Genomic DNA, 17,962 nt, shown 5'->3' with positions numbered 1-17,962 from the left:
AGTAGTCAGCTGAAGCGGACGGACCGGAAAGGGTTGCGAAGCGGTATCAGCGATGACGAGGTCCACCGCCGAAGCACTCAGATACTCCCCTGCCCGAGCCATACGGTGCTGCACCGCACCGATCCAGCGCGCCGCGTTCGTCGGCACCGACACATCGGGGTACAGGGTCGGTGAACGGCAGGTGGCCTGTGTCAGTGGCCGCTGACGGCCAGTTCGTAGTCGCCGATCAGGTCGCCGAGGAGGGTGCCGGCGATGAGGTCACTGGCGACGTGGCCGGCCATATAGAGGCGGGAGTAGAGGACCTCGGCCCGCATCCACTCGTAGTCCTCGGCCTTGTGCGGGGAGAGCGCGGAGAGGAAGGTGACGGCCGCGGCGGAGCGGGCGGCATGGCGGGAGGGGTAGGAGTACGGGCCCTTGGCGCCGGGTTTGATGTGCTTCTCCGGGCGCAGGGTGGGGTCCAGGACGAAGGGGGCCGGCTCCTTGTCCTTGGCCGCGAGTTGGTCGCTGATCGTCTTGGCCAGTTTCAGGGCTGCCTTCAGTTCGGCCTTCTCCGCCTTGCCCTGCGCGGCGGGGACCAGTTCGCGCTGGTCGTGGAGGTAGAGCTTCCAGATGTCCTTCTTGCCGTACAGCTCCAGCCAGGTGGCGGCCTTCTTCCCGGCTGCGGTGCGGGTCTTGGCGAGTGCCTGGACCTGGTGGAGTTCGGCGGTGCGTTGCCTGACCGTCGGCGGGGCCGGGACCTGCTGCGCGGCCCAGGCGGCGAACGCCTTGTCGTCACGGGTGGTGCCGTGAGCGGCCTTCCAGTGCGCGAAGAGAGCGTCGGCCTTCTTGCGCTCGGCCGATGCCTGCCCGCCGATCGCCGTGATCTGGGCGTCGGTGAAGAGTGCGGGCGGCGGGTTCTGCTTGATCAGGGCCGTCGCTCCCGGCTTCTTCTTCGCGGAGGTGGAGGAGGCGGCCGGGATCAGCTGCGGTCGCAGGAGGCCGACGGCGGCAGCGGCGACGGCCACCAGCGCGATCACGGCGTACGGCCATTTGATACCGCGCAGGGCGTTCATGCGGCGGGGGTCCTTTCGAGGAGCGGTACCGGGGTCGCCTCGGTGGTGAAGTGAGTGCGGGCGAGGCGGCGTACGTCGTTGTCGGGCAGGCCGGGGGTGAGGAGAGACCGGCCGATGACGTACTTGCTCAGCGACACCGGGCGGGCGCCCAGGCGCAGCAACAACCGGTCGGCGGAGGCAAGTTGGAGACCGCCCTTGGTCTCGACGAGCACGTGGGCGGAGTCGAGGGCGGCGGCACGTTCGCCGTGGTGGCAGGTGAGGTGGCTGTCGAGGGTGACGCGGGTGCCGCGGTCCAGGTCGGCGAGGGCGGCGCGGACGTAGCGGATCTCGGCGGCGGGGCTCAGCTCCCCGGCCGTGACGGGGATGCCGGACGCGTCCAGCACGTCGTCGACGAACTCGGCCGCCTGGACGCCGAGTTCGCCGTACGCGGTGGCTGCGACCTTGAGGGCCTGCTTGACCGTGGCACCGCGGCCGTCCTTCGTCTTCACCTCCACCCGGCACAGTCCGTCCTCCGCATACAGGCGGGTGCGGACCTTCCAGCGGTGGCGCCGGCCTTGGACGTGCGCACGCCAGGCGGCCAGTTGCCGGGTGTCGAAGTAGGTGCTGAGGTAGCTCGTCGTACGGCGTCCGTCGAGGTCGAGGACGTGGTGGCTGTCGGCGAGCAGGCGGACGAAGGTGCCCGCCTCGTCGAGCGGGAGAAGGTACTTGCGGTCGGTGCGGTGCTGCAGGGCGGCGGCCGCGTCGACCTCGGCGAGCGTGGCGCCGCGCAGGGCGGACAGACCGAGCGCGGTCGTGAGCGAGGACGCCGACATCATGACGTCAGCACCTGCTCATGCGGCTCGGTCTCCGGGACGGCGGCGCGCTCGTCCGGTGCCGCCGGGTAGCGGGCCGAGACCCGGGTGGTCTCGCGTACGTAGTCGACCTCGTCGACCACTACGGACAGCGGTGCCTGGCCGAAGCGGAACGCGACGTCCTGGGCGATCAGGGAGGGGTCGTCGTAGATCCGGTCCAGCGTGAGCTTCACGGTGCGGGTGGGCGGCTCGTAGGATCGGGGGTCGTCGACCACCAGGACCGCGACCAGGACCACCGCGGCCAGGGCGATGACGAGCCAGCTGTCGCGTTGCGGAAGCCCGGTGCACAGGGCGATGACCAGCGCGACGAAGGTGTAGGCGACGTCGCGCAGGATGAACGCCGCGCTGCGCAGCCGCACCAGGGAGAGTATGCCGAACAGCCCGAAGCCGACCCCGGCGGGGAACTTTCCCGCGCTGATGGTGCTCATCGCGGCGAACAGGCCGACGTTCAGCGCGACCAGGACCAGCGGCATCGCCGGTACGCTGGGGCGCCGCCGGTAGAGCCAGCCGACCAGGACGAGCAGGGCGACGACGTCGAGGGCGCCGCGGGTCATCAGGTCCATGGGGGCGATGTGGGCGGTGATGCCCTTGGCGGCGAGCACCGTGACCGCTGCGTGCATGAGTGTCCCTTCCGTCCCGGCACGTCGGACGGCGGACCGGTCGCGGCCCGCGGTGCACCGCGACATGAACGACGGTAGGGACTTCACATGAACAGACCATGAAGCCTTCCCGACCCGGGGAGCCGTCCTCGCAGCGACCCGGCACGGTTAGCCTGGCCGGCATGCACTACCTGGTCGTCGACGACGAGACGCGCCTCACGGACCTGGTCGTCCGCTACCTCACCGAGTCCGGCCACACCGCCGAGGGCCACTACGACGGCCCCTCCGGGCTGGCCGCCGCCCGCGACCCGCGCGTGGACGCCGTGGTTCTCGACGTCATGCTGCCGGGGGCGGACGGCGTCGAGGTGTGCCGGACGCTGCGCGCCGAGGGCATCGACGTCCCGGTGATCCTGCTGACGGCGCGCGGCGCCATCAACGAGCGGGTGGCCGGTCTGGACGCCGGCGCCGACGACTACGTGGTCAAGCCCTTCGCCATGGAGGAGCTGCTGGCCCGGCTGCGGGCCATCTCCCGGCGCCGCCCCGAAACCACCGGCCGCCTCCAGGTCGGCGACCTCGTCCTCGACCCGGATCAGCAGCGGGCCTGGCGGGCGGACAGCGAACTCGAACTCTCCCGCCGTGAGTTCGACGTGCTGCGGGTGCTGATGGAGAACGCCGGCCGGGTCGTGACCCGCCTCCAGCTGCTCGACGAGGTCTGGGACGGCGAGACCGACCTGCGCAGCAACGCCATCGACGTGCACGTCTCCAAGGTGCGTGCCAAGGTCGACCGCGCCTTCGGCCGTACGACGATCACGACCCTGCGCGGGCGCGGCTACCGCCTGGAGACCGCGCCGTGATCCGGCCGGACGGACTCCGGACCCGGCTGCGGGCCTGGTTCCGGCGGCTGCCCGTGGTCACCCGCCTCGTACTGGCCGTCGCCGTCACCATGTCCCTGGTCCTGACCGGGGCCGCCGGACTGGTCTACTGGCGGGTCAAGACCGCCCTGGACCAGCAGCTCAACGACGACCTCACCACCTATCAGCACAGCCTCGACCAGGCCGTCCGCGGGGGTGAGGCACTGCCGCCGGGTCCCAGCGGCAGCCTCCGGCAGGTCCTCGACTCGCAAGGCCGCGTCCTGCAGTCCAGCGATGCCCTCCGCCACCAACTGCTGCTCACTTCCGCCGAGTTGAGCGCCGTCAAGGACGGAGCCACCGTCCGACGGAACGTCGGCTCGCTGCTGCCGATCACCTCCGGCACCCTGCGGCTGCAGGCCAGGCGCGTCACGACGGACGGACAGCCCCGGATCGTGGTCGCCGCCCTCCGGCGCGGCCACCGTGACGAGGCGTTGCGCGAACTCCTCGCCCAGCTGGGGATCGCCTCGGCCCTGACCCTGATCGCGGCCTCGTACGTCGGCTATCGCACCGCCCGCGCCGCCCTGCGTCCCGTCGAGCGCTACCGCAGCGGCGCCGCCACCCTCGCCGACGGCGCCCAGAACACGCGGCTCGACGTTCCCGCCGACCGCCACGACGAGATCACCCGGCTCGGCCACACCCTCAACCACATGCTCGACCGCCTCGAAGCATCCGCCGAACGCGAGCGCCGTTTCATCGCGGACGCCAGCCACGAACTGCGCACCCCGCTCACCCTGATGCGGGCCGAACTCGACGTCGCGCTGCACCGCCCCCGCTCCGCCGGCGAACTCACCGACACCCTGCGCTCCGTGGACACCGAGGTCCAGCGCCTGATCGACCTCTCCAACGCACTCCTCGACCTGGAGGAGCTCGGCAGCAGCGACCACATCACCCGAGCGCCCGTACGCCTGGCCGACCTCGCCGACACCGCCGTCGCCCCGTATCTGCGCACCGCGGAGCGGAACGGACGTGCCCTGACCGTCGAGACGGCCGACGCGACCATCGACATCGACGCCCGCTGGCTGGTGCCCGCGATCGGCAACCTGCTCGACAACGCCCTGCGCCACGGCCGTGGGGCCGTCCGGTTCACCGCCGCCGTCCACGAGGGCCGGCTTCGACTGTGCGTCGCCGACGAGGGGCCCGGTTTCTCACCGGAGTTCCTGCCCCGGGCCTTCGACCGCTTCGCCCGCGCCGAAGCCAGCCGCACCGGCGAGGGATCGGGCCTGGGACTCGCCTTCGTCCAGGAGGTGGTCACCGCCCACGGTGGAACGGCACACGCCGAGAACACTGAGCGCGGGAGCGCGATCACCCTGGACCTGCCCTGCTGACCGCTCCACTGCGGCATGCGTCCGTACCAACCTCGCACAGCTCATCCGGCAGCGAGGGTCGTAGTCCGTGCCGGATCCGGCCTGCGGCCACGTGTCCCGGACGTGTGTGCGGTGGCCCCGAAGAGCAGCAGCACGGCCAGGGCGAGGCCGGCGAGCCAGGCCAGGGCGGTGAGCAGGCCGGTGAGTTCGTCGAAGCCGGGGGTCAGTGCGGCGTCGGTGAGGACGCGGCCGGCGCCGTAGCCGGGCAGCGCGTGCGCCCAGGCGGGCGGAGTGGGGTGGAGCATCGGGCTCTGTTCTATGCCCAGGTCGATGAAGGGCAGCAGGAAGGCGATCAGGACGCCGCCGACCCGGCCGAAGAGCGGACCGAGGAGGACGCCGAGCAGGGCGTAGGTGAGGGCGATCAGTGTGTTCGCGGCGATGTACCAGCCCCATTGGCGAGCGTCGAACACGGTGGCCGTCACCGCCAGCGAGGCGGCCGTGGCGACCAGCGCGCCGAGGAGGACGACCGTCAGACGGGAGAGGAGCAGGGGCAGCGGGCGGAAGCCGGACAGAGCCAGGCGGCGGTCGCCGGTGCGGGCGTCGAGGACGGTGAACAGGCCGACCAGGGCGGCCAGGGAGGCGATCGCGATGGGGGCCATAATGCCGCCGTGGATGTCGGGCAGCCAGAAGCGGCCAAGTGTCGTGGCGCCGTTCTCGCGCACGCTCATCGTGGTCCATTCGCCGGGGGTGGTGGCCACGGCGAGCAGGACGAAGACGACCGGTACGGCGATCAGCAGGGCCCACGGGACGGGGTTGCGGGCCGCCTCGCGCAGGGCCATGCGGACGCCCGTGGCCGACTGGCCCCGGGTGCGGCGGGCGTGGGCGGTGCGGCTGGTGGCGGTGATGACCAGCCAGGCGGTGGCCAGAGCGGCGGACGCCCAGACGAGGGCCCAGCCGAGGTCGCCGATCCGGCCGCTGTGGTGCGAGGGCAGGTCGACCGTCCAGAGGGTGACGAAGTGCGTGGGCAGCACGCGGGTGGCGGGGCGGTCGGCGGAGCCCATCACCGGGCCGAAGAAGACGTCCAGGATCCACACGAACAGAACGAGGACGGTGCCGTTCACGGGGCTGGTGACCAGCGCGCCGGTCAGGGCGCCGATGGCCAGGTAGACGACGGCGTACAACAGGGTTCCGGCCACCGCACGACCCGGCTGGTCGCCCAGGCCGGAGCGGGCGGCCAGGGCCACCAGGGCCGCTGCCGACGCGACCAGCGCGAGAGTGAGCCCGGTGGCCATGCGGGCGGTGACCAGGCGTGCCGGAGCAAGTCCTGCCTGGACCAGGCGGCGGTCGGCGGCGCGGGCCTCGCGGGTCTGGAAGTACATGCCGATCGCGGCGATGAAGCCGGCCGCCCAGCCGGCCGTCGCGGTCTGCACGGCGGGTCCGCCCGGGCCGCCGAGCAGGCCGGCCGCGTCCTCCAGCGGTCCGGCGGCGACCACCACGAACACCACCGGGACGAGGACGAGGGTGAGCAGGTTGACCGGGGTGCGGGCGGCCGCGGCCAGGAAGCGGCGGGCCAGCAGCACGTCGGTGGAAACGGTCGTGGGCGTCATCGTGGCACCGCCCGGCCCTCGCGCAGTTCGACGATCCGGTCGAAGCGTTCCTCGTCGGTGACGAAGTGGCTGATGATCAGGACGGAGCGGCCTGCGGTACGACGGTCTGCGACCAGGTCCCAGAACCTGAGGTAGGTATCGAAGTCGAAACCCGAGTACGGCTCGTCGAGGAGCAGTACCTCGGGGTCGGCGAGCAGCGCGAGGGCGAGGTTGAGCTTGGACAGGGTGCCGCCCGAGAGGTGTTCGGTGCGGGTGGCGGCGTAGCGTTCGAAGCCGAGGGACTCGTACAGGGCCCGGCGGGCTCGGCGTTCGGTCCGGTCGGCCAAGTCGTAGGCGCGGCCGAAGAGTTCGAAGTGCTCGTCGCAGGTGAGGCGTTCGTAGAGGACGGGCTCCTGGGGGCAGTAGCCGAGTTGCCCGGCGTGGGCGACCGTGCCGGCGTCCGGGGCCAGGGCGCCGACGAGGATCTTCATCAGGGTGCTCTTGCCGGCGCCGTTCTCCCCGACCAGGCCGACCACTTCGCCCGGCGCCAGCGCGAGGTCGACGCCCCGCAGGACCGGGGTCCGGCGGCGTTGCGGCCAGGTCCCGCGCCGGAAGCTCTTCTCGATCCCGGCGGCCGCCAGGACCGGTGGGGCCTGGAGTGCGCTGACGGCGGTCATGGCTGCTCCCTAGGGGTGGGGCGGTGTCGATGACCGCAGGAGGTGGCGCAGGACCCGGAAGAGCAGGGTGCCGGTGACGGCGAGGAGGAACAGGCCGGCGGCGACCGTGACGTCCGCGGCCGTGGAGGCCGGGGCGGCGAGGGCCTGGGCGGTGCCGCCGGTGGCGAGGACGGCGACGATGGTCAGGGTCCACAGGCTCACCTGGGCGCGGGACATGGCGTCAGCCTCCCATCAGGTGCTGGGCGGGAGAGGTGACGGCCTCCAGGATCGTCAGCACGATCAGGAAGACGATCACGGCCGCACCGAGGATCATCGCGACCGGGCGGCGGCGCCAGTGGCGTTCGGAGCCGCGGTCGACGAAGGGCAGGGCGATCAGCAGGGCGAAGAGGACGCCGGCGCCCCAGAGGATGCCGGGCAGGCCGATCCAGTTCTCCAGGGTGAACAGCCACCAGTACATCCACGGCGGCTTGGTGACCTCGATGCCCTCCACCGGCGTCGAGCCGATGCCCGGCGGGAAGACGATCGCCAGCACGGACAGGGCGGACAGCAGGATCAGGCCGAGGGCGCCGATGCGGCGCAGGTGGTGCGTGAACGGCTCGGACGGCTCACCGGTCTCGGTGGGGTTGTCCGGGCGCGGTGAGATCTTGTGCCGTTTGACCAGCAGGGCGTGCAGCACCAGCAGGCCCAGGATCATCATCGGGATCAGTGACACGTGGGCGACGTACAGGCGTACCAGGAGGGGCACTTGGCCCGAGAAGTCCGAATGGAACCAGAAGCCCAGGCCGCCCAGCAGCTTGCCGATCTCCAGGTTGTGGCTCAGGGCCTCGTAGCCCTCCTGGTCCCACTTCAGCACGGTGCCGGTGAACATGGCGCCGATGATCAGGGCGAACATGCCGACGCCGATGAGGTAGTTGCCCTCACGGGGGCGCTTGTAGGAGCCGGTCAGGTAGATGCGCAGGAGGTGGAGGATCGCGAGGACATACATGGCCTCGGCGGCCCAGTAGTGCAGTCCGCGCAGGTACTTGCCGAGGTAGACACCGTTGACGAGGTGGCGTACGGAGGCGTTCGCGAAGGCCGGATCCGGGTTGTAGAACTGGGCCATCACGATGCCGGTGGCGATGAGGATCAGCAGGCTGACAGCGGTCAGGCCACCGAGGCTGTAGCCGACGGTGTTGGCGTGCGAGGGCACCGGGTACTGGATGGCCTTGATGCCCAGACGTTCGTCGACGGCATCCATGAAGCGCCTTGTTCTGCCGACGTGTTCGGGGTGTGCCGGTTCGACGGGCGGTTCGGTGGGTGCCGGTTCCATGCGGGTCATGACGTGCCTCCCGCGGAGGGCGCTCCCCCATGGGTGTCGTGGGGGCGGATACGGATCGCCAGGGTCACGCCCACGGCTCCTACGGCGACGCTGCCGGCGAGCAGACCCCAGTCCCCGGCGTGCAGCGTGCCGCGGCCGGGCAGCGGGTCGGCGACCACGAGGGTGCCGGTCTCGGTGCCGGTGACCGGCAGCGGACTGTCGATCGGCACGGGGTCTGCGGGTGTGGTGGCCAGGCGGGCGCCGATGGACCGCTCCAGCAGGATGCGGGTGGCGGTGAGGTCGCCGGACTTGAACGCCTGCTGGGCCTTGCGCACATAGGCGAGGTCCACGTGGGAGATGTCCTTGGCCTCCAGCGAGTCGTTGATCTTGTCCTCGATGGCCATCGAGTCATGCGGCTTGGTCACCAGATAGGCGATGCCCTGCCGTACGAGGTCGAAGGACCGATCGCTCCCCTCGCCCCCGTGCGCGAACGCCGCCGAGCCGGACAGGGTGAGCAGACCGGCCGTGAGCAGAACGGTCGCGGTCGTCCGGGCGGCTGCTCTGGGGCGCCGCGAACGTGCCGCGGCTGACGCGGAGTTGGGGTACACGTTCAGCCTCCGGAAATGTGGGTGGTTGAGGCATGTCGGGGCCGGTCGTCCCGCGCGGCCCGGTGCAGAGGGCGAGGTGCGGGCGGAGTCCTGCGGCGGCGCGGGACGAAGCGTGGTGTGCCAGCGGCGTAGGCGTCCCATTCGGGGCCGAAGCGCCAGGCCACTTCCTGTTCTTCGCCGCGGGCGAGGCGGACGTGGACGTACACCAGGACCGGGAACATCACCAGCGTCGGGATCGTGGGCCACTGCAGCAAGAAACCGATCACGACGAGAAGGAAGCCGTCGTACTGCGGATGACGGACCCATGCGTAGGCGCCGGTCGTGGCCAACCGGTCGGCCTGAGCGACGGCGTGCAGGGTCTTCCATGCCGTGGCGATCAGCCAGAAACCGCCGCCGATGGCCACGTAGGGGGCCAGGTGGAAGGGGCTCAGGTGCAGGTCGCCGATCCGGCCGATCAGGTCGTTCCAGAGGTGGCCGCCCGCGTGGGTGTCCTGCAGCAGCGGGAAGCGCAAACCGAGCCAACCGCCCAGCAGGTAGACGGTCAGCGGCGTGCCGTAGATCTCCGTGAACAGGGCCACCAGGAAGGCGCTGTACGCGCCCATCGCCCGCCAGTCCCGCTTGCTCGCGGGGTGGAAGAAGCCCGCGGCGAACGCGACGAACGCGACGAACAGCAGCGTGTTCAGGATGACCAGCGGCCACTGACCGTAGGCGGAGTCAGCCATGGCGGCCTCCTCGGTGCGTGCTCAGGTGCCGGGCGAACTCCCGGCGGCACCCGCCGTGGGCGCGGCGGCCGGACCGGTCAGGTCCGGCCCCTTCCGTAGGGCGGCCTGTGGTGCTCGGCCAGCGGGTCGTCCTCCGGTGGGGACTTGCGGGGTGTGCCGTGACCGCCGTCACCGTGCATGCCGCGCATCATGAAGAACATCATCAGCGGGCAGGCGAGGACGACCGCCAGGAGGGCGAGCGTGCCCACCGGCACCCCCAGGGCCAGGGCGCCGACCACGGCGATCGCCACCGCGACGGCATACAGGCCGTAATTGCGCTGGTTGGTGTTCATCGCGGGCCTCCTGAGAGCGTGCCCGTCAGGTGTGAGATCAGGTGTGCGATCAGCTCTTGGCGAGCCTGGCGCCTTCGCCGGTCCGTCCGCGCAGGACCGTCAGACGGCGGTTGTAGTCGTCCTCGTCGATCTCTCCTCGGGCGAAGCGCTCGGCGAGGAGCTGTTCGGGGGTGGGCCCCTGCGGCAGGGTGCCGGCCGTCGTCCCGGTCCCGTCCGGCCGGGCGAGGGCGCGGTAGAGCAGGACACCGAAGAAGATGATCAGGGCCCAGAAGAGGATCATGCCGGCGGACATCATGAACCAGCCCCAGCCGCCGACGTCATGGCCGTACCAGAACATCATCGCCACTCACCTGCTTCGGCTCTTCGGCGATCGGGGTGCGGCTCGGCACCCCGGGGACTTCTGTCTTCATACGTATCGTCCCTCCGCCCGATGTGCCGGTCTGGGGCCGGACGGTCCAGGACCGGTGGGCCGTTCAGCCCCTACCTGGTAGGGGTACCGGAGTTCAGGCTGAAGGCAGACCGACCAGGGAGGCGAGCAGGCTCATGGGCGCCGTCGATGTCGTTGTCGTTCTGGCCGCGGCCCTACTGATCGCGGCACTGGGCTGGTATTTCTTCGGGCCGCGCCGGGCCGGTGCCGCGCGGCTGGAGGGCGGCGTGCAGCGGGTGGAGGTGACGGTACGGGGCGGCTACAGCCCTGACGTGATCAAGGTCCGCCAGGGCACGCCGGTGGAGCTGGTCTTCGACCGGCAGGAGGCAGGCGAGTGCACCTCCCGTGTGGTCTTCCCCGACCTCAGGGTCGGCGCGGGCCTGCCCGCCCACACCCGCACCACCGTGCGGCTGAGCCCCGACCGGCCGGGCTCCTTCGGCTTCGCCTGCGGCATGAACATGATTCACGGCACGCTGCTGGTCGAACCCGCGGAAGGCTCCGCACCGCCCGCCACGGACGGCCGCGGCGCCACGGCGGCACGTCCGGAGAGGGGCGGGCCAAGGGTCGGTGAGGAGCGGACGGCGGCCGAGTCGGAGGCCGCTGACGCCGCCGAACGGCGGGCCGAGATCGAGGACCTCACCCGCAGGGTGCTGGTGGGCGCGGTGCTTACCGCTCCGGTGCTGTTCGCGGTGATGGCGCACGAGGTCTTCGGCGCGGACTGGGTGCCCGGCTGGATGCTGAATCACTGGCTGCAGCTGGCGCTGATCACGCCGGTGATGTTCTACACCGGGTGGCCGGTCCATGTGACGGGCTGGCTCACCCTGCGTCACCGGGCCGCGGACATGAACTCCCTGATCACGCTGGGTACGAGTGCCGCCTACGGCTACAGCCTGCTGGTCACTCTGGCCCCCGGCCTGCTGCCCGAGGACGTGCGGGAGGTCTACTTCGAGGCCGTCGGCGTCATCCTCACCCTGATCCTGGTCGGGCGGCTCCTTGAGGCGCGCGCGAAGGCCGGCACCGGCGAGGCCATCCGTGCCCTGCTGGGCCTGCAGGCCCGCACCGCGCGGGTCGTACGGGACGGCGCCGAGACCGAGATCCCCATCGAGGACGTCGTGGTCGGGGACGAGATCGTCATCCGGCCCGGAGAGAAGATCCCCGTCGACGCCGACGTGCTCTCGGGTTCCTCCGCCGTGGACGAGTCGATGGTCACCGGCGAGGCGATGCCCGTGACAAAGCACAGCGGGGATGTCGTCATCGGGGCCACCGTCAACGGCACCGGGTCCCTGCGGGTGCGGGCGGCCAAGGTCGGCGCGGACACGATGCTCGCCCAGATCATCCGCCTGGTGCAGCAGGCCCAGGCGTCCAAGGCCCCCATCCAGCGGCTCGCGGACGCCGTGTCGGCGTACTTCGTGCCCGCGGTCATTGCCGTGGCGGTCGGCACCTTCGCCCTCTGGTTCACCCTCGGGCCATCACCCGCGCTGACCCTCGCGCTGGTCTCCGCGGTCGCGGTGCTGATCATCGCCTGCCCGTGCGCGCTCGGGCTCGCCACGCCGCTGTCGGTGATGGTGGGCACCGGCAAGGGCGCGCAGGCCGGCATCCTGATCCGTTCCGCCGAGGCCCTGGAGACCGCGCACAAGCTGGACACCGTGGTCCTGGACAAGACCGGCACGGTCACCGAGGGCAGGCCCGTCCTGACCGACGTCCACCCGGCCGGCGGATTCGACGAGGCCGAGCTGCTGCGGCTGGTGGCCGCCGCCGAGGCCGACAGCGAACACCCCCTTGCCCAGGCCGTCGTCTCCGGCGTACGGGACCGCGGACTGCACCCGCCGACGGCGACCGGCTTCGACTCGGTCACCGGCAAGGGCGTCCAGGCCACCGTCGACGGGCGGGTCGTCCTGGTCGGCACCGCGCGCCTGCTCGGCGACGTCGGCATCGACACCACCGACCTCGTCCCCGTGGCGACCGTCTACTCGGGCGACGGCAAGACCCCCGTCCTCGCGGCCGTCGACGGACGTCCCGCGGGCGTACTGGCGGTCGCCGACACCGTCAAGAACGACTCCGCCGCCGCCATCGCGGCCCTGCAGCGCCTCGGCATCGAGGTCGTCATCCTCACCGGAGACAACGCCCGCACCGCCGCGGCGATCGCCGGGCAGGTCGGCGTACGACGGGTGCTGGCCGAAGTCCTGCCGGAACACAAGGCCGACGAGATCCGCCGTCTGCAGGGCGAGGGCCGCACCGTCGGCATGGTCGGCGACGGCATCAACGACGCCCCCGCCCTGGCCGCCGCCGACGTGGGCCTCGCCATCGGTACCGGCACCGACGTGGCCATCGAGGCCGCCGACATCACCCTCATCTCGGGCTCGCTCAGCGGGGTCGTCACCGCGATCCGCCTGTCGCGGGCCACCATGCGCAACATCCGGCAGAACCTGTTCTTCGCCCTGGTCTACAACGGCGTCGGCATCCCCCTCGCCGCGGGCGCCCTCTACCCGCTGTGGGGCATCCGGCTCAGCCCGGTCATCGCCGCCGCGGCCATGGCGCTCAGCTCCTTGTCGGTCGTCACCAACGCCTCCCGGCTGCGCCGCTGGCACGTCCAGCCGCTGCCACCCGCCCGGCCCGCCCGGGTTCAGCCCCGGGTCGAGTCCGCCGCCGACCTGGCAGCGGCTGCGGACGTGGCCGCCACGGTGGCTCATCGGCACGCACCCGCTTCCCAGGCCAGCGGCACGGTCACGGACCCGGTGTGCGGCATGCAGGTGGACAGGGCGACCGCAGCCGAGCACCGGCAGACCGAGCACGGCACCCACTGCTTCTGCTCCGCCCACTGCGCCGCCGCCTTCGACGCCGACCCGGACCGCTACACGGCCCCCACGCCGGGGACCGGGCACGAGGGACACGAGGGAGGGGAACCCCGATGACCACCACTCCGGCGACCCCGCAGCACCGGGGCGAAACACCCGGTTACGCCGCCCACAAGGCCGACCACCTGGACCGCCTCAACAAGATCGAGGGCCAGATACGCGGCATCTCCCGCATGGTCACCGACGACCGCTACTGCATCGACGTCCTCACCCAGATCACCGCCGCCAGCCACGCCCTGCAGGAGGTCGCCCTCGGCCTCCTCGACGACCACGTGCGCAGCTGCGTCAGTGAGGCCGTCCGCACCGATCCCGCCCGGGCCGAGGAGAAATACGCGGAACTCAGCGACACGCTGCGCCGGGCACTGCGTGTGTAGGCCCCCTCACGGCCGCTGTCCCCGCCCATTCCCTTACCCCTGGCGGGAATGTTGCGGACGACGACCGAATTAATCCCGAACACGCACAAAACCATGGCGGTAGCCGACCTGCGCGGGCTCCGGCGCCGCCCTCGCCCATGCGGGCGCCTCACGGCGCACCGACCCCAGCCGATGACGACGTAACCCCGAAACCGTCCCGGCCGTGGTGAACGCGAGCAATGCCACCCCCGTATCCATCACGAGCCACTTGCCGCCCCCGACCCAGGACAAGCCCTGTGACCAGTTCCGAGCAGCGCCTCGCGCAACCGCCCGTACGGCGGTGGCAGGTGCTGCTCGTACTGGGGCTGCTCGCGGGGCTGTTGAGCATGCATGCCCTGGCGCCCGGCGGCCTCGCCCCGGATCGCGTCCACCACCGTCCCCTGGCAACTCCCGTTGCGATGGACGACGGTGACTGCTCCGGCGGCCGTTGCGGCGGATGCCTCGTCCAGCACGCCGACCCGACCTGCGTGTCCGCGGCCATCGGCGGCGGGCCGGAACTGCCCACGGCCGCGCCCGATCCGGTCGCCTTCGCCATACAAGCCGACGCCGCGTGCCCGCACTCCGCCGCGGCGCCGGACGGCACCCGCGCGCCGCCTTCTCTGGCCGAACTCCAACTCCTGCGGATCTAGAGCCTGCTGGAACACCGCGCCGTCCACCGGCGCGGTGCTCGCGCACGCCCGGAATCCCTCTTCCTCCCACCACAGGAGTTCGAACATGTCCGCAACCCCCCGCACCCTCACCCGCCGCGCCGCGCTGATCGCGGCCACCACGACCGCCGCGCTCGTCCTCAGCGCCTGCGGCGGCGGCAGCAGCGACAGCGGCAGCGCCGCGTCCGCCGGCACATCCGCGTCGTCCTCCACTGATGGAGACACCGCCGCCGACACGTACAACGCCGAGGACGTCACCTTCGCCCAGGGCATGATCCCGCACCACCAGCAGGCCGTTCAGATGGCGCGACTCGCCGCCGACCGGGCCTCCTCCGCCCAGGTCAAGGAGCTCGCCGCACGGATCGAGAAGGCACAGGGACCGGAGATCACGGCCATGTCCGGCTGGCTGAAGTCCTGGGGCAAGGACATGCCGACGTCCGGCAACTCCATGTCCTCCATGCCCGGCATGGGCCAGTCCGGCATGCCCGGCATGATGAGCAGCGCCCACATGGCCGGGCTGAAGAAGCTGTCCGGCAAGGAGTTCGACACCATGTTCCTGACCATGATGATCGAGCACCACAAGGGCGCCGTCGAGATGGCCACCACCGAGAAGAACAAGGGCAGGTACGGCGCCGCCACCTCCCTGGCCGACGGCATCATCACCACTCAGAACGCCGAGATCACGCAGATGAACAAGATGCTGGGCAAGAGCTGAGCAGGCCGTGCGGGGGCCGGTCCTGACACCGGCCCCCGCCAGCGTGCGCGACGGGCCGCGATCCCGTCGTCGCACCTGCTGGTCAACGGCGCCCGGGGCGCGGACCTGCAACCCGTGCCTCTTCCTCCTGTACTGCCCGCCGAAAAGCCCTCAACCAACTGGTTCAGCATCGCTCTGTCCGTCGCCTCGCGGATCTTCATGACGCTGCAGGGCTGTGCCGAGCGCCCACTCGGTGCGCCCTTCCTGGTCACCGGCTCGCTGTCCGTGAGGACATCAAGGTGTGGCGCACCGAGGAGTACGACTGCAGACCCGTCGAGCCTCGGCGGGTAAGCCCCCACCCGGGTGCCCCGCACCGGAAGCAGTCCTGTGCGAACCGGCTGCAGAGGCAGGCCCGCGTCCGGGCCCACGAGCAGCGCCCTGGTGGGACCGGTCGCCGGCGGACAGGGGCCGGACGGCCCTGGGACGGGCCGTCCGCGTGGCGGGAAGCTGGCTGCAGGACCGGCCCAGCGGGCGGCCGCGGTACGGCGGTCGCGGACGGGGATCACCGACCGCAGAGGTGAGGATCATGACCCGTAGGCGTGCACGGACCGCCGCTGTCGCGGCTCTGGCCCTGGCGGGCACCGTGGCCGTCGGTGCCTGCGGTACGACCAGTACCGCCTCCGGCAACGCCGGAACCGCCTGCCGCACCCCCACCGCGTCGGCCAGTCGAGCGCCCACCACTCCGGCCCCCGGGGCGAGCAGCGCCCCCACCACGGGCCCGACCAGCGGATGGGGACCGGACATGTGGAGCGGCCAGAGCTCCGGCATGATGGGCGGCGGCTCGGGGTCATGGGGCCCGGGCATGATGGGCAGCAACATGATGGGTAACTGGTGGCTGGCAGGCAACGGCCACCGGGTGCAGACCCTCGGCCAGGCCCGCCAGCGGGCGACGGCGTTCGCCGACCGCCTCGGCCTGCGGGTCGGCGAGGTCATGCAGTTCTCCCGCAACTTCTACGCCGAGCTGGAGACAACCGGTGGCCGGCCCGCCACCGAAGTCCTGGTCAACCCCGCCGACGGCGCCGTACAGATCGAGTACGGGCCCGCGATGATGTGGAACACCGCCTACGGCATGCACTACGGCGGCCGGAACCAGGCCCGGGTCTCGGCCACGCAGGCCCAGGACATCGCCCGGCAGTGGCTCCGCGAGCACGGCAGCACGCTGACCACAGTCGCCCCGGAGTCCTACCCCGGCTACTACACCCTGCACACCATGCAGTCCGGGAAGATCACCGGCATGCTGTCGGTCAACGCCGCCACCGGCCAGGTCTGGGACCACACCTGGCACGGCACCTACGTCGCCACCAGCCGGCGGTGACCACACCGGCCATCTGTAGTGCCCCGCACATAACCACAACTGCTGGTCCGCGCCGATGCCGCCCACATCGGCGCTGTGCAGCCGCCGCCGAACCCTGATTCTGTGTGCTCCCGCAACGACACAATCCCGACCAAGGCGCGCTTCCGAATGCCGACCGCCCTCGGCCACCGAGAGGCGTTCCCGCGCCTGCGAGCCGACGGCGTGCCCTTAGTGCCTGTTTCTGAACCCCATATCAGCAGGTCAAGAGCCGCAGGCCCGAAATAGTCGCTTTGTGCAAGCGTTCGGGAAACGGTCACGGTGACCGTTCCCCGAACGGCAATTCCCGGGGCTGGTGTGGCGCGAACTAAGGAACGCTACGAACGCCGTGGCTCTGACGGTCATCAGCGTCACCGGGAGTCCACCAGGCGACCGGGACCTTGATCGGTCTCAAGGTGATGACGATGGCCTTGGCCTACCGGCTGGGCCACCTTTCGGCGTCGCGCCAGCATTACACCATCCACACCAGCATGAAGCTCTGCGGCGGCCGGCACCCGCCCCGTCGTCGACTTCAGTCACCTATGATGAGGCCCACCCATGATGAGGTCAATGAGGTCCTGGACGATGACGCACTTGTTGAACTCCTCCTCCTCCATCTCCATTGCGAACTCCTCCTCGAATTGCATGACCAGCTCCGTCACGCTCAGCTCGTCAAAATCCAAGTAACTGAGCAACATGCGGTTGTTGATCTCCTTCGGCGCGGCATCGCCCATTTCCTGGGTGAGGATCTCCTTCACGCGCTTCTCGACGTAGCTCGGATTCATGCAGCCCTCCTTGATGGAGCCGGACACCGATCATGTGAATCGGACTAAGTGATCATCGCGGACAGCGTCCCTGGCGGAGGGGTACACGCGCGGAAGCCCCCCTGAAACGAGCACACCGCGCTACGAGATCTTTGGCGGACCAGGTTCAGAAACAGGCACTTAAGACCGGACAACCACGGTCAACAGCGGTGCTGTCCTGCGCCCTCAGGCACCACGCCCGAGTGCAAACGCCCAGTTCAGCAGCCATGCGGTCGCCCAAGCGCCGTCGCTTCCCAAGTTGAGAGTGCCGACTTGCACAGATCGCGGGCACGGCCAGAATCCATGAGCTGCCGGAGCAACGTCAGACACCTTGTGCTCACCATGCCTGAGGACTCCCTACGGCCCCGCTTCCCGAGAACGCGGGAAGTTTTCCTGACAGCCCCTCAGCTCTACATATCGATGCAGGTCAGAGACCCAGCATGCCACCCCTGACCAAGCGCCTTCTAAGTGAGCGTTTCATTCTCGGTTGTCTGTTTCATTTGGCTTAGCGGTCGCGCCAGTTGGTGGTGGCTTCATGGGTGAGGCGGCGGGTCATGAGGTTGATGACGGCGAGCTGAATCATGGCGGCTGATCGGTGTGGGTGGGTTTCGTAGTCGCGGGCCAGGCGGCGGTGGTGCATGAGCCAGCCGAGGGTGCGTTCGATGACCCAGCGGCGGGGCTGGACGTGGAAGCCGCGGAGGGTGGGGTCACGTTGGACGATTTCGAGGTCGATGCCGAGGTGGGCGGCGTGTTCGACGGCTTTGGTCTTGTAGCCGTTGTCGGCCCAGGCTTTG

The 17,962-nt window shown here is 70.6% G+C and carries 20 protein-coding genes; 7 read left to right on the top strand and 13 right to left on the bottom strand.

Features of this window, described 5'->3' with window-relative positions:
- Nucleotides 1-191: 191 nt before the first annotated feature.
- From ACWDAG_RS44660 to ACWDAG_RS44650, 3 genes are read right to left on the bottom strand one after another with little or no spacing between them, the layout of a single operon-like run.
- Nucleotides 192-1,052, bottom strand: coding sequence for a phosphatase PAP2 family protein (locus ACWDAG_RS44660; RefSeq protein WP_450701308.1), 861 nt, complete (start codon nt 1,050-1,052; stop codon nt 192-194).
- A complete protein-coding gene (locus ACWDAG_RS44655) occupies nt 1,049-1,867 on the bottom strand; it encodes a polyphosphate polymerase domain-containing protein (RefSeq protein WP_450701307.1) in 819 nt (272 codons plus the stop codon). The genes ACWDAG_RS44660 and ACWDAG_RS44655 overlap by 4 nt, the downstream gene beginning before the upstream one ends.
- Entirely contained in the window at nt 1,864-2,523 is a 660-nt protein-coding gene (locus ACWDAG_RS44650; RefSeq protein ID WP_450701306.1) for a DUF4956 domain-containing protein, read from the bottom strand. The genes ACWDAG_RS44655 and ACWDAG_RS44650 overlap by 4 nt, the downstream gene beginning before the upstream one ends.
- A 161-nt stretch (nt 2,524-2,684) precedes the next feature.
- Between ACWDAG_RS44650 and ACWDAG_RS44645 the strand changes: the two genes are divergently transcribed.
- Both ACWDAG_RS44645 and ACWDAG_RS44640 read left to right on the top strand, forming a co-directional pair.
- Complete coding sequence (locus ACWDAG_RS44645) at nt 2,685-3,356, top strand: response regulator transcription factor (RefSeq protein WP_450701305.1); 672 nt, start codon at nt 2,685-2,687, stop codon at nt 3,354-3,356.
- Nucleotides 3,353-4,738 (top strand): ATP-binding protein, encoded by a 1,386-nt coding sequence (locus ACWDAG_RS44640; protein WP_450701304.1) that lies wholly within the window; start codon nt 3,353-3,355, stop codon nt 4,736-4,738. Before ACWDAG_RS44645 ends, ACWDAG_RS44640 begins: the two co-directional genes overlap by 4 nt.
- A 41-nt stretch (nt 4,739-4,779) precedes the next feature.
- On the opposite strand, the gene ACWDAG_RS44635 is transcribed toward ACWDAG_RS44640, so the two are convergent.
- The 8 genes from ACWDAG_RS44635 to ACWDAG_RS44600 all read right to left on the bottom strand — a co-directional run bounded on the left by ACWDAG_RS44635 (nt 4,780) and on the right by ACWDAG_RS44600 (nt 10,279).
- On the bottom strand, nt 4,780-6,324 hold the full coding sequence (locus ACWDAG_RS44635) for an ABC transporter permease (RefSeq protein WP_450701303.1): 1,545 nt from the start codon (nt 6,322-6,324) through the stop codon (nt 4,780-4,782).
- Nucleotides 6,321-6,980: an ATP-binding cassette domain-containing protein gene (locus ACWDAG_RS44630; protein ID WP_450701302.1), complete on the bottom strand. Its 660-nt coding sequence runs from the start codon at nt 6,978-6,980 to the stop codon at nt 6,321-6,323. The genes ACWDAG_RS44635 and ACWDAG_RS44630 overlap by 4 nt, the downstream gene beginning before the upstream one ends.
- A 9-nt stretch (nt 6,981-6,989) precedes the next feature.
- Complete coding sequence (locus ACWDAG_RS44625; RefSeq protein WP_450701301.1) at nt 6,990-7,196, bottom strand: hypothetical protein; 207 nt, start codon at nt 7,194-7,196, stop codon at nt 6,990-6,992.
- Between the two features lie 4 nt (nt 7,197-7,200).
- The gene (locus ACWDAG_RS44620) at nt 7,201-8,298 is read right to left on the bottom strand and encodes a cytochrome b (protein ID WP_450701300.1); all 1,098 of its coding nucleotides are present in this window, start codon (nt 8,296-8,298) and stop codon (nt 7,201-7,203) included.
- Complete coding sequence (locus ACWDAG_RS44615; RefSeq protein WP_450701299.1) at nt 8,295-8,885, bottom strand: hypothetical protein; 591 nt, start codon at nt 8,883-8,885, stop codon at nt 8,295-8,297. The genes ACWDAG_RS44620 and ACWDAG_RS44615 overlap by 4 nt, the downstream gene beginning before the upstream one ends.
- Before the next feature lie 2 nt (nt 8,886-8,887).
- Nucleotides 8,888-9,607, bottom strand: coding sequence for a methyltransferase family protein (locus ACWDAG_RS44610; RefSeq protein WP_450701298.1), 720 nt, complete (start codon nt 9,605-9,607; stop codon nt 8,888-8,890).
- A gap of 77 nt (nt 9,608-9,684) precedes the next feature.
- A complete protein-coding gene (locus ACWDAG_RS44605; RefSeq protein WP_450701297.1) occupies nt 9,685-9,939 on the bottom strand; it encodes a DUF2933 domain-containing protein in 255 nt (84 codons plus the stop codon).
- A 49-nt stretch (nt 9,940-9,988) separates the two neighbouring features.
- Nucleotides 9,989-10,279, bottom strand: coding sequence for an SHOCT domain-containing protein (locus ACWDAG_RS44600; RefSeq protein ID WP_450701296.1), 291 nt, complete (start codon nt 10,277-10,279; stop codon nt 9,989-9,991).
- A gap of 203 nt (nt 10,280-10,482) precedes the next feature.
- Here ACWDAG_RS44600 and ACWDAG_RS44595 point away from each other — a divergent pair, with 203 nt between their 5' ends.
- From ACWDAG_RS44595 to ACWDAG_RS44575, 5 genes are all read left to right on the top strand, one after another.
- The gene (locus ACWDAG_RS44595) at nt 10,483-13,278 is read left to right on the top strand and encodes a heavy metal translocating P-type ATPase (RefSeq protein WP_450701295.1); all 2,796 of its coding nucleotides are present in this window, start codon (nt 10,483-10,485) and stop codon (nt 13,276-13,278) included.
- Nucleotides 13,275-13,595 (top strand): metal-sensitive transcriptional regulator, encoded by a 321-nt coding sequence (locus ACWDAG_RS44590; RefSeq protein ID WP_450701294.1) that lies wholly within the window; start codon nt 13,275-13,277, stop codon nt 13,593-13,595. Before ACWDAG_RS44595 ends, ACWDAG_RS44590 begins: the two co-directional genes overlap by 4 nt.
- 275 nt (nt 13,596-13,870) lie before the next feature.
- Nucleotides 13,871-14,263, top strand: a complete 393-nt coding sequence (locus ACWDAG_RS44585; protein ID WP_450701293.1) for a DUF6153 family protein — start codon at nt 13,871-13,873, stop codon at nt 14,261-14,263.
- An 85-nt stretch (nt 14,264-14,348) separates the two neighbouring features.
- The gene (locus ACWDAG_RS44580) at nt 14,349-14,996 is read left to right on the top strand and encodes a DUF305 domain-containing protein (protein WP_450701292.1); all 648 of its coding nucleotides are present in this window, start codon (nt 14,349-14,351) and stop codon (nt 14,994-14,996) included.
- A 565-nt stretch (nt 14,997-15,561) separates the two neighbouring features.
- Nucleotides 15,562-16,350 (top strand): hypothetical protein, encoded by a 789-nt coding sequence (locus ACWDAG_RS44575; RefSeq protein WP_450701291.1) that lies wholly within the window; start codon nt 15,562-15,564, stop codon nt 16,348-16,350.
- A gap of 551 nt (nt 16,351-16,901) precedes the next feature.
- Here ACWDAG_RS44575 and ACWDAG_RS44570 read toward each other — a convergent pair.
- Nucleotides 16,902-17,150, bottom strand: coding sequence for a phosphopantetheine-binding protein (locus tag ACWDAG_RS44570; protein ID WP_344406891.1), 249 nt, complete (start codon nt 17,148-17,150; stop codon nt 16,902-16,904).
- 523 nt (nt 17,151-17,673) lie between these two features.
- Nucleotides 17,674-17,962: transposase (locus ACWDAG_RS44565; RefSeq protein ID WP_450701290.1), on the bottom strand; the 289-nt coding region annotated here is incomplete at its 5' end.

This window comes from Streptomyces sp. NPDC001157, assembly GCF_053598255.1.
The sequence above is the reverse complement of the archived record's forward strand: the minus strand, read 5'-3'. Positions and strand labels throughout refer to the sequence as shown.